This window comes from Pusillimonas caeni, from assembly GCF_003545815.1.
Taxonomy (GTDB): Bacteria; Pseudomonadota; Gammaproteobacteria; order Burkholderiales; family Burkholderiaceae_B; genus Pusillimonas; species Pusillimonas caeni.
Genome location: NZ_PDUW01000005.1, coordinates 80,449 through 93,156, shown reverse-complemented (window position 1 = coordinate 93,156; position 12,708 = coordinate 80,449). Strand labels below are relative to the sequence as shown.

General features: G+C 60.2%; 15 protein-coding genes and 1 pseudogene. 4 read left to right on the top strand and 12 right to left on the bottom strand.

Features of this window, described 5'->3' with window-relative positions; genetic code table 11:
- Nucleotides 1-180: 180 nt before the first annotated feature.
- Entirely contained in the window at nt 181-1,830 is a 1,650-nt protein-coding gene (locus CSC67_RS12355) for a thiamine pyrophosphate-binding protein (RefSeq protein WP_135227464.1), read from the top strand.
- Between the two features lie 51 nt (nt 1,831-1,881).
- Here CSC67_RS12355 and CSC67_RS12350 read toward each other — a convergent pair whose 3' ends face one another.
- The 6 genes from CSC67_RS12350 to CSC67_RS12325 all read right to left on the bottom strand — a co-directional run bounded on the left by CSC67_RS12350 (nt 1,882) and on the right by CSC67_RS12325 (nt 6,044).
- Entirely contained in the window at nt 1,882-2,091 is a 210-nt protein-coding gene (locus CSC67_RS12350) for a ribbon-helix-helix protein, CopG family (protein WP_118994836.1), read from the bottom strand.
- Entirely contained in the window at nt 2,079-2,483 is a 405-nt protein-coding gene (locus tag CSC67_RS21765) for a PIN domain-containing protein (protein ID WP_118994835.1), read from the bottom strand. The genes CSC67_RS12350 and CSC67_RS21765 overlap by 13 nt, the downstream gene beginning before the upstream one ends.
- On the bottom strand, nt 2,431-3,330 hold the full coding sequence (locus CSC67_RS12340; RefSeq protein ID WP_118994834.1) for a glycoside hydrolase family 18 protein: 900 nt from the start codon (nt 3,328-3,330) through the stop codon (nt 2,431-2,433). Before CSC67_RS12340 ends, CSC67_RS21765 begins: the two co-directional genes overlap by 53 nt.
- 137 nt (nt 3,331-3,467) lie before the next feature.
- Complete coding sequence (locus tag CSC67_RS12335) at nt 3,468-4,289, bottom strand: alpha/beta fold hydrolase (protein ID WP_118994833.1); 822 nt, start codon at nt 4,287-4,289, stop codon at nt 3,468-3,470.
- 60 nt (nt 4,290-4,349) lie between these two features.
- On the bottom strand, nt 4,350-5,570 hold the full coding sequence (locus tag CSC67_RS12330) for an MFS transporter (RefSeq protein ID WP_118994832.1): 1,221 nt from the start codon (nt 5,568-5,570) through the stop codon (nt 4,350-4,352).
- 135 nt (nt 5,571-5,705) lie between these two features.
- Nucleotides 5,706-6,044 carry a GNAT family N-acetyltransferase gene (locus CSC67_RS12325; RefSeq protein ID WP_245220220.1) on the bottom strand — a complete coding sequence of 113 codons (339 nt, stop codon included), beginning with the start codon at nt 6,042-6,044 and terminating at the stop codon, nt 5,706-5,708.
- A gap of 225 nt (nt 6,045-6,269) precedes the next feature.
- Between CSC67_RS12325 and CSC67_RS12320 the strand changes: the two genes are divergently transcribed.
- On the top strand, nt 6,270-7,613 hold the full coding sequence (locus tag CSC67_RS12320; protein ID WP_118994830.1) for a carotenoid oxygenase family protein: 1,344 nt from the start codon (nt 6,270-6,272) through the stop codon (nt 7,611-7,613).
- A gap of 56 nt (nt 7,614-7,669) precedes the next feature.
- On the opposite strand, the gene CSC67_RS12315 is transcribed toward CSC67_RS12320, so the two are convergent.
- The 3 genes from CSC67_RS12315 to CSC67_RS12305 form a co-directional block, all read right to left on the bottom strand.
- The gene (locus CSC67_RS12315) at nt 7,670-8,098 is read right to left on the bottom strand and encodes a type II toxin-antitoxin system VapC family toxin (RefSeq protein WP_118994829.1); all 429 of its coding nucleotides are present in this window, start codon (nt 8,096-8,098) and stop codon (nt 7,670-7,672) included.
- Nucleotides 8,095-8,343 carry a type II toxin-antitoxin system Phd/YefM family antitoxin gene (locus tag CSC67_RS12310; protein ID WP_118994828.1) on the bottom strand — a complete coding sequence of 83 codons (249 nt, stop codon included), beginning with the start codon at nt 8,341-8,343 and terminating at the stop codon, nt 8,095-8,097. Before CSC67_RS12310 ends, CSC67_RS12315 begins: the two co-directional genes overlap by 4 nt.
- A gap of 89 nt (nt 8,344-8,432) precedes the next feature.
- Nucleotides 8,433-8,630: a hypothetical protein gene (locus CSC67_RS12305; protein WP_118994827.1), complete on the bottom strand. Its 198-nt coding sequence runs from the start codon at nt 8,628-8,630 to the stop codon at nt 8,433-8,435.
- A 107-nt stretch (nt 8,631-8,737) separates the two neighbouring features.
- Here CSC67_RS12305 and CSC67_RS12300 point away from each other — a divergent pair, with 107 nt between their 5' ends.
- Entirely contained in the window at nt 8,738-9,808 is a 1,071-nt protein-coding gene (locus CSC67_RS12300; RefSeq protein WP_118994826.1) for a PA0069 family radical SAM protein, read from the top strand.
- Here the strand turns inward: CSC67_RS12300 and CSC67_RS12295 are convergent.
- Nucleotides 9,805-10,170: a COG4315 family predicted lipoprotein gene (locus CSC67_RS12295; protein ID WP_118994825.1), complete on the bottom strand. Its 366-nt coding sequence runs from the start codon at nt 10,168-10,170 to the stop codon at nt 9,805-9,807. The genes CSC67_RS12300 and CSC67_RS12295 overlap by 4 nt on opposite strands.
- 212 nt (nt 10,171-10,382) lie before the next feature.
- Entirely contained in the window at nt 10,383-11,294 is a 912-nt protein-coding gene (gene rssA / locus CSC67_RS12290) for a patatin-like phospholipase RssA (RefSeq protein WP_118994824.1), read from the bottom strand.
- A gap of 280 nt (nt 11,295-11,574) precedes the next feature.
- On the opposite strand from rssA, the gene CSC67_RS12285 reads away from it, so the two are divergent.
- Nucleotides 11,575-12,240: a hypothetical protein gene (locus CSC67_RS12285; protein WP_118994823.1), complete on the top strand. Its 666-nt coding sequence runs from the start codon at nt 11,575-11,577 to the stop codon at nt 12,238-12,240.
- A gap of 19 nt (nt 12,241-12,259) precedes the next feature.
- Here the strand turns inward: CSC67_RS12285 and CSC67_RS12280 are convergent.
- Nucleotides 12,260-12,681: pseudogene (locus tag CSC67_RS12280) on the bottom strand (VOC family protein).
- Nucleotides 12,682-12,708: the final 27 nt, after the last annotated feature.

The following is a 12,708-nucleotide window of genomic DNA, read 5'->3' as shown; positions in this document are numbered from 1 at the left end:
ATCGCCTACATCGGTGTGACAATCACACGCCCATCCCGCCCTTACCTCGCGCATATGCACCGCGAACTTAAAGCACGTTCTCTGCAGGGTCAATGCTGATAGTATTCCCGAGCGGGTCTAAACTCTAACCGGATAGGCGCCAATAAGATTCGTCCGAAATTGAATAATCGAGGTGAAATTGTGAAAGTCTATGAAGCCATTGCCCGCGGATTGTCGGATCTGGGTTGTACGGAGCTGTTTGGAGTACTTGGAGACGGTTGTGTGTACATCATCGACAGCTTTCGCCGTGACTGCAACGGGCGCTATGTAGCGGCAGTTCATGAAGGTAGCGCGGTGTTGATGGCACAGGGTTGGGCGCGTGTGGCCGGCAAGGTCGGCGTGGCTGCAGTCACCCACGGTCCTGGCTTGACGAACACCGTCACGGCCCTGGTCGAAGGCGCCAAGGCAGGCACGCCCATGGTGCTGCTGGCCGGTGATACCCCGATGATTGACCGCGAACATGCCCAGAACGTAGATCAGCGGGCGCTGGTCGCCGCCACTGGCGCAGGCTTCGAGCCGCTGCGCAGCCCGGAAACCGTGGCCGAGGATTTGGCTCGTGCATTTTATCGAGCACAGTCCGAGCATCGACCGATCGTGTTCAACATACCGGTAGAGTTCCAGTGGCAAGAAGTCGAATACCAGAAACCCTATCTGCGTCTGCCCGAGACGCGCAGCGCCATTGCAAGCAGCAACGACATGGATGACGCCATCGGCATCATCGCCTCGTCGCACCTGCCGGTCGTTATCGCCGGGCGCGGGGTGAGTGACCCGGAAGCCGAGGAGGCGGTATTGCGCTTCGCGCGTCGCATCGAGGCGCCCGTGGCAACCTCGTTGCGTGGGAAAGGTCTTTTTAATGATGATCCATTCCACCTCGGTATCTCCGGAACCGTCAGCCATGATGTGGCCTCCGACGTCATCGGCCGCGCCGACTGCCTGATCGTGTTTGGCGCCAGCCTGAACAAATACACGTCGGGCGAACGGGGCTTGACCCGCGGCAAACGCATTATCCAGATCAATCCGTTGGCGAGCGAACTCGGACGCTGCACGCCGGTGACGGTCGGTCTGGTCGGTGATCCCGGTTTGACGGCCGACGCCATGGTCAAGTGGTTGGATGAAGCCGAGATTCCTGGCTCCGGTGCGCGCAACGACGACCTGCTCGAGGAACTCAAGACCTATCACGAGACGGCGCAAAAGAAACTCGTGCGTTCGACGCCGGCCGGCACCGTCGATCTTTACGAGGTGGCCTTCGCACTGGAAGAGGCGCTGCCCAAGGACCGTGTGTTCGTCACCGGCTCCGGGCGCTTCATGTTCGCCTTCTGGAACGTGATTTCGGTGCCGAATCCGCGCTCTTACGTCGACGGCAACGGCTTTTCCTCCATCGGTATCGGCGAGGCAACGGCCATGGGTGCCGCCGTAGCGGCCGCAGATCGGCCCACCCTGCTTGTTACCGGTGACGGCGGCTTCATGCTCAGCGGCCTGAGCGAACTGGCCACAGCCGTAGCCGAGGAACTGGACCTGGTGGTTGTCGTTGCCAACGATGGCAGCTACGGCGCGGAGCACATTGCCCTGACCATGCACAACATGGATCCAGACATCTCGCTGCTGCCGTCGCGCGATTTCGCACGCATCGCCGAGGCTTTCGGCTGCAAGGCGTTGACCGTGACCAGCAGCGCCGAACTGCAGGCCGCGATGGCCGCTGTGGCCACGCGCGACCGCAAGCGCCCATTGGTGATCGACGTCAAGATCGACCCAGCGTCCGTATATGGCGGGACCGCCATTGCGCGTCCGTAGGCGGAATCATGGCTTAAGCACGGCCGACGGGAGAAGCTATCCACGTGCGGTTCACTCGTCCAGCCGATCGAGGATCGCAAGGGCCTTCTCCCGATCAGCTCCGGCGGCCAACGTCTTGAATCGCATTTCTACGTCGAATGCCGCAATGGCCTGGGTGCTCATTTCTTCGACCAGTTTGTTGACGCTGAGCCCGCGTGACCGCGCCAACGTCTTGAGGCGTTGAGCGGTATCGTCCGGCAAACGTATTGTCAGTGTGCGCATGGTAGATTCTCCCAACATTGTGCAGGAGTCAGTACCCGCAACTCCTTCCAGGCCAGCTCTCCGCGTGCCACATCGCGGACGTTGTGCGTGACAATGGTCTGTGCGCCACCGGCAATGGCCAGTTCGATAAGATGATTGTCGCTTTCATCAGGCAAGTTCGGCCGCCAACCGTAATAGACTGATACCCATCGCCCAGCTTGGGCAAGCGCGGCTAAAATCTCGCGACGCTCCCGGGCTGTGGTTGCGTCTGTCCAGACGGGGCGACCAAGCAGGTCTTCGTACTCCAGCCATAAGGCATTGCCAAATAGCGGCAAATACCTGCCAAGCAGGATACGGCGCCTACGGATGCAGCGCTGAATATATCCGTTCCTGTACCTGCCCCTCGTAGACATGGTTGTCCGAGTTCAGGCGCCACAGGTGCACGCCCGCCAGGCCGTATTGACGGTACTTGGCCAGCACGTCTTCTACGCCATAGGTGTCGCAGTTGGTCTCCGGGCAGATGCCGTAGAGAATCTTGCCGGCCGGCACACCTTCCTGAAAGAAAGCTTCGGGCGGGATGTCCATGCCGCCGGCGTAGCTTTGCATATTGATGTAATCGAAGGGCGACAGGCTGTCGGGGTTCAGATACTCGCCCTCGGCGGGCGAGAGCGTCAAGCGGAAGGGCTTTCCGTATTCGCCCGTCAAGGCTTGCAGCGCGTCCTTCAGCTTGTGCGCCAGCGCGGGGAAGTCGGCGGTGACGTTGTTGTCTTCGTAGTCTATGTCGAAGCCGTCCAGCGCATACCGGCCGCCGGCATAGGATTGATAATAGCCAATGAAGTCGGCCACGGATTGCACGTAGGTGTTCAGCTCGGCTTGACCCTGCAAAGCCGACAGCGGCTTGCCCCATACGCCCTGGCCCTTGCCCCACCATTGCGAGATGACGATCTTGATATCCGGGTTGTCTTGCCTGGCTCTATCGACCAGCCACTCGAAGCGATGGCGCAGCGGGCCGGTCTGTGCGCTTTCGAAGAGCCCGAAGCGGTTGTGTTCTTGTATGCCGCCGGGGCCCACGTACAGCACGTCCACCTTGTCGAAGGCGATCTCTTGCCATTCGGCCGGGATGTCGAAGTAGTCATGGTCGTCGGACAAATAGAACCAGGCGGCGGCGATGGGGGCGGGCGGCGCCGGTGTTTCGCCGCCGGTGCCGCCGCAGGCGGCCAGCAGGAATAGGGCGCTTAGGTAGGCAAGAAGAGAGCGCATGCGAGTCCAAGAGCGTTGCGGGAACTATCTGAGTCAACAAAATGTCGCTCAAAGTTTACTAAATTAGATAATGACAACTTCGAGTGACTTCCGAAAAGAGGCAGAGGTGCCTTAAGCCTGCAATGCAGGCGCTCTATCTATGTGTGTACTGTCCACGCCTCGAGAAATGTCTCCAACCGTGCATTCACCTCATCAGCGCGGGTCAGCGGCGCCATATGACCGCCCTCATCCAGGAACTGAACCTGCCAATGCGGGCACGCTTCGACGAGTACCTGTTGTACGGCATAGAGGGCGGGCAAGGTGTCGCGCGCATACATCAGCAGGCAGGGCAGGCGCAGGCCGGCGTAGTCGCCAAGTGGTGTGGTGTTGTTTTGCAGCGCCCGCCCTTCATGCACGCTGGCGCCGATGGTCGCCGCAAAGCGCGCGCGACGTTCTTCCGGCAGCGCATTCCAGTTGGCCTCGCTGGACCAGAACACAATGAAGTGCCGCGCGGCATGTTCCAGTCGACCCTGCCGGTAAAGCCCCTCCACCTCGTCCATCATTTCCACCATGCACTCGAAGCCGCTTGGGTCGCCATGATGTTGTAGCAGATGGAAGGGGTTGGGTTCGTACAAGGCCAGGCTGGCTACGCGATCGGTCCGCAGCCGGGCAACTTCCATGGCCACGACGCCGCCCAAGGAATGGCCTACCAGATGAACCATACCGGGTAGTTTGTCCATCAGCGCGAACACCAGTTCGGCGTGGTCGTGAATCGTCTGGGGCCGGCTGTCGGGCCAAGGCGAGGTCTGGCCGTAACCGAAGAGGTTGATGGCGACCACCCGATAGCACGGCGCGAGCCGGTCGATCAGGGCGCGCCACTGCCGATTGCTGCTCGAGGCGCTATGAATCAGCAGCACGGTCGGTCCGCTGCCTTCGTCCAGATAGTCGATGCGCCGGTGGTCGGTTTCCAGTACGGGCATGGGTTGTCGAAGAAGTTGGAGACGCTAGGATTCTAGCCCAAGCGTGTACCAAGCACTGCTTCAGGCGCTACGCCGTGTCCTCATGTATGTCCCCAGCACCAGCGCCACGATCACGGCGCCATACACATTGGCGGCGGTAAGCAAGTTCGTGCGCTGGGCCAGATAACCCGCCGCGATGGTGGGCACGCTGTGGGCCAGGTAGCTTTGCGTGTAGAACACACCCATCAAGGCCGAGCGCTCGTGCGGCTTTGCCAGGGGTAGAAGGCGGCCCAATGCGCCCAGGAAGGTGACGCCAAAACCGCATCCCGCAGTCAGAGAGCCGATCAGCAGCAAGCCGGGTTGGCTGAAGTTGGCGCCCAGCAAGATGATTGCAATACCCGACATAAGCGCCTGTTGGCCCGTGCGCAGCAGCCACGCGGGTTCTTTGGCCCGCAGGCAGATCACGCTTATGGCGCCGCTTGCGGTCAGGGCGGCGATCACCAGGCCGCTAAGCCAGGGCGTACGCACCTGGGTTACGCCCTGCACCAGCGACGGCATCAGCGAAAGATAGAAGCCGCCCAGCATCCATACGGCCATATTGCTGGGGCTGACGGCGCGCAATGCGCTCCTTGCCTGAGCGGGCACCGCAATGCGGGGCCGCAAGCTGGCCCAGGCGCCGGGGCGGCGTCGGGCTGTCTCCGGCGCAAAGAACAAGGCGATCGCCTGCAGGGCGAACACCGTCAGAAACACGCCGAACACCGTCTGCGTGGGGGCGGGAAAATACACCATCAGCGCGGTGCTGCCCAACGCGCCCAGTGCCGTGCCGAACATGGGTCCCATGCTGTTGATAAACGCGCCGCGCTCTTTGTTCAGGTCGATCAGCGCCGCGCCCACCGAGGTGGTCGCCATCCCGGTGGCAAAACCTTGCAGCATGCGCGCGACAATCAGGTCGCTCAGGCTGTCGGCATTCCAGAACATGCTCATCGCGACGATTTCCGTTATCAGGGCCACCGCCATCACGGGCTTGCGTCCAAGGTAGTCGGACAGCCGGCCCGTTATCAGCAAAGACAGCAGCAGCACCAGGGCATAGACGGCGAAAACCACCGTCACCCACGTCGAGCCAAACGACCAGGCGCTTTGGTACAAGCGATACAAAGGCGAGGGGGCGCTGGATGCGGACACGAACGCCAGCAGGATCGAGGCAAACAAGGCCAGGGTGGCCTTGCCGCCAGGAGGGCGCTGCGCCAAGCGTTCAGCGGCCGGGTCGGGCAAAGAAGGAGATGGCGGCAGGGAGGGCGACATGGATTTCCCACAAACGGTAAAACAATTGCGTTTGCGAAGGATACGCTATGTTGTCGCTAAAGCACGGCCGACTGCCCTTTTATGTCCTCACCCTGCGGGTATTCAGCCGCCGCCCCGGTTGCGGCGCCGCGTTCATCAAAGCTGAATGACATCTGACCATTCCGGATGTTTCTGCGACTGCGCGCGTACGTAGGGGCACAGCGGCACGATGCGATAGCCCTTGGCGCGGGCGTCGGCGATGAGCGCATTCACCATGGCCAAAGCGGCGCCTGTGCCACGCAGGGCATCGGGAGCGAAGGTGTGGTCGGCGATGACGAGCGTTTCTGAAACCTTGGAGATCGTCAGTTCGCCTTCTTCGTCAATACCTTCGATGCGGGCGACGAAACGGCCCTTTTGGTCATTGTCTTCGTATGAAACTTGAACTGTGGGCTTGTCAGTCATTTCAACCTCTGTAAACAGGAATGCGCAGCGCATCTACTTTGCCGCGCCATGGCCTAAGCCCGGCGACGATCAATAATGCTTTTGCCAGCCTATATTGTTGTAGCACGTTCGGCGGCCGCCGTATCGTGGCTCAGGTCCGATGCGCGACTGGCACGCGCCAGCGCCAGGGAAACCCGCAGTATCATTGCAATGTGACGTGCCCGAAATGCGCAGCCAGAGCCCCCGGCGGCATCCCGCAACCCCACCTGCGTGAAATATATGGAACCCTGGACCAGCGACAACCCATTTTTGACCCGCGCGTTCGCGCCCGTCTTCGATGAGCGAGACGACACTGGCCTGGCGGTCGAGGGAAGGATACCTTCGGGCATGCGGGGCGTGTTCATGCGCAATGGGCCCAACCCCCAGTTCAGGCCTGACGATCACTATGCCTACCCGTTCGACGGAACCGGAATGATCCACGCGGTCTACATAGAGGATGGCCGGGCACGCTATCGCAACCGCTGGGTGTTGACCAAGGAGCTGGCGCAGGAGAGGGCGGCCGGTCGGCGGCTTTATCATTCCACGCTTTCGGTGCCACCGCACGCGAATCTCGCCAATACCCATATCATCCATCACGCGGGCCGGTATCTGGCTCTTTTTGAAGGCGGTGAACCTTACGAGTTGGACCGCGACCTCAACACGATAGACGTCTTCGACTACGACGGCATGCTGCCGGGCGTGATGTCCGCTCATCCCAAGGCGGATCCGGTCAGCGGCGCGCTGTTTTCGGTGCAATACGACCTGGAAACGGGCGAATTGCTTTACCTGCGCGCCGACAAGGCCGGACGGCTCGATCGCATCGTACCGTTTCAGTCGCCGTGGCCGGCCATGGTTCACGACATCGGACTGACAGAGCATTATGTCGTCATCTTCGTGTGCCCCTTGGTATTCGATTTCTCGCGCTCCGGCCCGCCCGCGGCTTGGCAGCCGGACAGGGGCTCAATGGTTGCGCTGATTCCGCGCGACGCACGAGCGGCGCAAGATGTGAGATGGATCAAGGGCCCCGCTTTTTTTCATTGGCATGTCATCAACGCACATGAAGAAGGCGGCCGTATCGAAGTGGTGCTGCCTTGGTACGACTCCCTCTCACTGACCAGGGGCGACAGAAAGCTGGAGCTGCATCGGATGATCGTCGATGCCGACGCCAACACGGTGGAAGACCAGACAATCGATGAACAGGCCTGCGAGTTCGGCCGCATCAATGACTCGTTCCTAGGCAGCAAGGCTCGCTATTGCTATGTGGGTCTGCGTATCCCGCAGCCTGGTCGGACGCCTCAGATGGGCACCTTCGAAGCGATCGCCCGTTACGATCTGGCTACGGGCGAGAAAGTGGTTCATCAGTTTTCCCCAGGGGTCACGGTGGGTGAGCCGGTGTTCGTGGCGGAGGCCGAGGGCGGGCGCGAGGATGATGGCTTCATTGTCACGTTCGTCCATACGGAGGGAAGCTCCGAGGGCAGCTTCGCCATCCTGGACGCCCGCCATATCGAACGCGGTCCAATAGCCGTCATACGCCTGCCGCGCCGGGTGCCCGCGGGATTGCATGGTTCGTGGGTGCCGATGTGACGGTCGGCGGGAGAGGATGCCGGCCCCGGAAGGAGTCTTGACGCCACTCAGAATTTCTACCGTCTATATCTGGTTCCAGCCCACGGATCAACGAGCGAAACGCCCAAGCCCTCGAAATCTTTGGTATTGCGAGTAACGAGCGTCAAGTCGTGCTCGAGAGCCGTGGCAGCCAGCAAGCTGTCTATCGCGGGCACGGGTCTGCCTGCGTCAGCCACCAAACGGCCCCATCGGTCCGCCACCGCGGCATCCACGGACAGAATGCGTCGTGAAAAAAAGGCGGTAAGCTCGGTTTCAAGCCAATCCACGAGCATCTCGCGGCGACCTGCTTGCGGCAGGGCCTGGATTCCTTTGCGGATCTCACCCAGAGTCAGGACACTTAAAAAGAGTGTCGAGGCCGGCCTGCCCTCGAACCACTGCAGCACATCCGGATGCGGCATTTTGCGCCTTAGCTCGGAGAGCACGTTGGTGTCCAACAGATAGCTCAAAGCGCGACCTCGCGCGTCGGGCTCTTGTCTCGCTCCAGGTCTATTTCATCCAAATCATGAAGTGGTGACCGGCGCATGAAATCCACAAGGGAGTCCTCTGTTCGCGAGAGACGATCGAACTCGGTGCGCGATACAACCACGGCGACGGATCTGCCATGCAATGTGATGTCTTGCGGCTGCTCTTGCGCCCGCTTGATAAGTTCAGACATCCGCGCTTTGGCTTCCTGGATTTGCCAGCTTTGCATAGGATGCTCCTTAATCTGACCAGTATAGTCAGATTCTAAATGGGTCCTGCGGTCTATTCAAGAGGATTTGGATGAAATGGTCCAGTCTCTCAATTCAAAGCTTCCTTGGCCGCCTCTTCAGGCGTCAGGCCGTTATAGAACTGATCCGTAAACCATTCGGCCTGCTCCTCGATGTGGTCCTGCGCTTCGCGCAGCGATGCGCCCGCGGCGACCAGGAACCCCTCGACTTCAGTGCACCACTCGATCAGTGCCAGTTCGTCCGGATCGGGCTTGTTCTTTTTTCCCATGTTTTGCTCCTTGTTTGGCCTTGAAAGCCGAGATGGTACTCGCACTGCCGTACTGTCATTATGCTCCTGTTATATACTGTTTATTTATACAGTAATCGGGGGGCATCATGAAAACGACTCCCATCAAAGGCAGAGGCAGCATCTCGAACAGAACGCCCCGTTTCGAGCATTTTCAGCGCGAACGGTTTGACGATGAATGGGCCCAAGCTGAACCGGAAACCACGCCCAAGCCGGCTACGACAGTCTCTTTGGAAACAGCAAGGTCGATCATTTCGCGCAATGATTCGCCCGATATCGGGTTCGAGCAGTCGATCAATCCGTACAGGGGATGCGAGCACGGCTGCATATACTGCTATGCCCGGCCTACGCATGCGTATTTGAATCACTCGCCCGGTCTTGATTTCGAGACCAGGCTCTACGCCAAGAGCAATGCGGCCGACCTGCTACGCAAGGAATTTTCAAAGCCGTCCTACGTACCCAAGCTCATCGCCCTGGGCGCCAACACCGACCCCTATCAGCCCATAGAGCGCAGGCTGGGAATAACGGCTTCGGTATTGGCGGTCATGGAAGAATTCAACCATCCCGTCGCCATTACCACCAAGTCCGCGTCCGTGACGCGAGACATCGATGTGCTTGCCCGATTGGCGCGCAAGAACTTGGTTCGGGTTTTCATGTCGGTGGGCTCGCTGGACCGAACCATTGCAAGAACTCTGGAGCCGCGCGCCAGTACGCCGGGGGCGCGCATAGAGGCTATCCGCGCACTCAGCGAGGCCGGCATTCCTTCGGGCGTGATCGTGGCGCCCGTCATTCCCGCCTTGACCGACCATGACATGGAAAAAATTCTGTTCAGCGCTAAAGACGCAGGCGCGAAGAGTGCGGCGTATGTCCTGCTGAGGCTGCCCTTGGAAATCGCGGACCTGTTTCGAGAATGGCTGGCGGCCCACCATCCCCTGAAGGAAGCCCACGTCATGAACCTGGTCAGGCAGATGCGCAACGGCAAGATATACGATTCCGATTACCGGACCAGGATGAAAGGAACCGGGGTATTTGCCCAACTGCTCGAACAGAGGTTCAAAAGGGCGTGTCTCAAAGCCGGGTTGAACCAGACCCGGCACCCTTTGGACACGACCCTTTTTTCAAGGCCGCCAGAACAGCAGCCTCAGTTGACGCTTTTTTAGGGCTTGGCCAGATGCCACACGCCGCCCGCGCCGTCTCCGGTGGTGTCACCGGGTTTCGCGTCTTTGGCGAAGAGGTATAAAGGCTTGCCCTTGTAGGCCCATTGCCGCTTGCCGTCATGGCTCTCCACGAAGGTCCAGTCGCCGCTGGCTGTGTCGTCTCGCCCGGCAAGGGCGGGCGGCCAGTTCTGGGCGCATTTGTCGGTGCAGGCGCTTTTGCCGCCCGTATCCTTGTCGTAGGTATAGAGGGTGGCGCCGTTGGAATCGATGAAGTGGCCGTTCTGGGTCTTGGGCGGGTCGGCCAGGGCTGGACCGGACAGCGCGGTGCCCAGGAGCAGCAGGAAAAGCGTTTTGCTGGTACTCATGATGACTCCTTTCTGGGGGGATTGCCCGGCCAGTTTCCGGAGCCTGCGCGCCAGAGGACGGGCACACTGCTTGAACGCCTGCAAGAGGCGTTTTTCATGTTAGACGATTCTTCGCCCGCCAAGTGTTACGGGATCGAAACAGCAGGCGCGCGGCGGAGTCGGCCAAGGTCCGCATCCGAGAGGCAAGAGGCGGCTTCGGCAAGCAGTTGGCGTCAGCGCCGGCCAAGAAGATCATTGATTTCGTGCAGCGCATGGTGCGCCGCGCGCTCGCCTTCTTCGATGGCATGGGCAGCGCGGTGATAGTCCATGAGGGCAAAGTTGGCCAGGCGCGGGCGGATCAGGACGTCGGCCGGCTCGCCCGCCAGGCGGCTGCGGGTGATGCGCACCTGCATGATGTTCAGGCTGATGCTCAGCACGTCGAAAATGGACGGCATGGCGGTCGAGGCGGAGGGGCCGCTTTTCAGGCGGCCCAGCTTCAAGGGCAGTTTATCCAGCACCGTTGCAAAGGTGCTCGGCGCCTCGGGTTCAGGTTCTTCGGGTGCGTCGCTCAGGTCGAAGTGGCGTCCGATGAGGTCCGAATTCAAATCCACGGCAATGACAAGGTCGGCCCCCATGGCGCGGCACAAAGAGACCGGCACGGGGTTGACCAGGGCGCCGTCGACCAGCAGGCGGTCATTGAGTTGCGATGGCTTGAACAGGCCCGGCAGGGCTGCCGAGGCGCGTACGGCGTCGATCACCGAGCCTTCGCGCAGCCAGACTTCGCGGCCGGTGACGAGCTCGGTGGCCACCGCAGCGAAGGCTTTGGGCAAGGCAGCGATGTCCTTGTCGCCCACATGAGAGCGAAGAAAGGTGAAGAGCTTTTCGCCGTGGATGAGGCCGCCGTTGATGGTGAAGTCCAGCAGCCCCATGACGTTCTGCCATGTCAGGCCGCGGACCCACTGCTCGAGGCGGGCGAGCTGATCGTCCGCATAGGCGGCCCCCACCAAGGCGCCGATCGACGTGCCGCAAACGATGTCGGGCACGATGCCGGCCTCTTCGAGCACCCGGATGATGCCGATGTGCGACCAGCCTCGCGCCGATCCGCTGCCCAGGGCGAGTCCGATCGTGGGTTTTGCGAGTCGCATGGCTATCCTTTTGTACGCCGAGCCCGGAAAGTTGAATTGTAGGCAGATTTGTATCGATTAAGTGGTGCTCATACGCTGGGGGCGGCTCCGTTGCGTTCCTTCTTGCGATGAGGTCCGTCCGGAGCGTTCCCGCCCGCCTGTCTTGAATGTTAAAAAGTATGCCCGTTCATATGGGAGATGTTGCATGCGATTCAGGCGTCACAGGGTCAGGTGTACCCCGCTTCAGAAAAGGAGGAGCGAAGGAAGGGAGTGCAAGGCATATACATCATGGTGGCCTTCTGTGGTCGCAGCAGGGCTCACGGCGCTGATTTCCCTGGTGGGCATTGCGTGGCAGTTGAACGAACAGAGCCGGCAATTCGAGAAAGTCCGGCTGCTGGGCGGCGCGCAGAATACGGCGCAGGAAACAAGTCATTTATTGAGCGATGGCTACAATGCCCTGGTCAAGCTTTCACGCGATTCCCATGGGAAAACATGGGAAGAAATAAACAGTGGTCCATGGCGCGAGTTCATGGGCTTTCATCGGCGCTGGCGCCAGCAGCTCATTGCGCACCATTTTCAGCTGGTCCGCTACTTCGGCAAGGACCTCGCCGACGAGTTGATCCATGTCGACGAAATAGACCTTGATCCTGCTGCGGCCGACTTGGGCTCTTTGGACCCTTGCTCGTCATATGGTGCAAGCGACAGCCTCGATATAGAAAAACTGGCCCGATTGGCGGAATGCCGTCTGCGTATGGCGGCGGTGACCCGGTCCGCCAATGATTTTGCGATGTCGAAAGAGGGCATGTCGAGTTTCATCGACAACATGCAGGCGTATGGTGACCTCGTAAGAGAGGCCGACAGGCTGATCAAAGAGTACGATAAATCCACCGTACGTTTTCTTCGTACGATGCAGTCCAGGCTTATTCAGTTCCAGGGCGGTCCTTATGTCATAGTCACGTCGTCATGACTGGACCAGGCCAGTCCTTTCAATCCGAGGGCAGCAACTCAGGATTCCAGACGACTTCCCATAGGTGGCCGTCGGGGTCCTGGAAATAGCCGGCATAGCCGCCCCAAAAGTGTCTTGCGCCGGCTTGACGATGACCGCTCCGGCGGCTTCTGCCTGGGCCATCGTCTCGTCCACTTCGGCTTTGGAGGAAACATTATGCCCGAGCGTGAACTCGGTGGCGCTGGGGCTTGCCAACGGGATGCCTGAATCGTTTGAAAGGCTTTCTCGCGGCCAGAGGGCCAATTTCAGGCCCGCCTGCAGATCAAAGAACGCGACGGCGCCATGCTCGAACTGTGCGCCGATTATTCCTTCCGTGGGCAGGCGCAGCCCATCGCGGTAGAACTTGAGCGAACGTTCAAGGTCGTCGACCCCGAGGGTAATGACGCTAAGCCGTGGTTTCATAAGCGCTCCGTTTCATGTTGATTGCGG

Coding starts and splice junctions, on each gene's coding strand:
- CSC67_RS12350 (WP_118994836.1), bottom strand. CDS start 2,091: ATGCGCACACTGACAATACGTTTGCCGGACGATACCGCTCAACGCCTC.
- CSC67_RS21765 (WP_118994835.1), bottom strand. CDS start 2,483: ATGTCTACGAGGGGCAGGTACAGGAACGGATATATTCAGCGCTGCATC.
- CSC67_RS12340 (WP_118994834.1), bottom strand. CDS start 3,330: ATGCGCTCTCTTCTTGCCTACCTAAGCGCCCTATTCCTGCTGGCCGCC.
- CSC67_RS12335 (WP_118994833.1), bottom strand. CDS start 4,289: ATGCCCGTACTGGAAACCGACCACCGGCGCATCGACTATCTGGACGAA.
- CSC67_RS12330 (WP_118994832.1), bottom strand. CDS start 5,570: ATGTCGCCCTCCCTGCCGCCATCTCCTTCTTTGCCCGACCCGGCCGCT.
- CSC67_RS12325 (WP_245220220.1), bottom strand. CDS start 6,044: ATGCGCTGCGCATTCCTGTTTACAGAGGTTGAAATGACTGACAAGCCC.
- CSC67_RS12320 (WP_118994830.1), top strand. CDS start 6,270: ATGGAACCCTGGACCAGCGACAACCCATTTTTGACCCGCGCGTTCGCG.
- CSC67_RS12310 (WP_118994828.1), bottom strand. CDS start 8,343: ATGCAAAGCTGGCAAATCCAGGAAGCCAAAGCGCGGATGTCTGAACTT.
- CSC67_RS12305 (WP_118994827.1), bottom strand. CDS start 8,630: ATGGGAAAAAAGAACAAGCCCGATCCGGACGAACTGGCACTGATCGAG.
- CSC67_RS12300 (WP_118994826.1), top strand. CDS start 8,738: ATGAAAACGACTCCCATCAAAGGCAGAGGCAGCATCTCGAACAGAACG.
- CSC67_RS12295 (WP_118994825.1), bottom strand. CDS start 10,170: ATGAGTACCAGCAAAACGCTTTTCCTGCTGCTCCTGGGCACCGCGCTG.
- rssA (WP_118994824.1), bottom strand. CDS start 11,294: ATGCGACTCGCAAAACCCACGATCGGACTCGCCCTGGGCAGCGGATCG.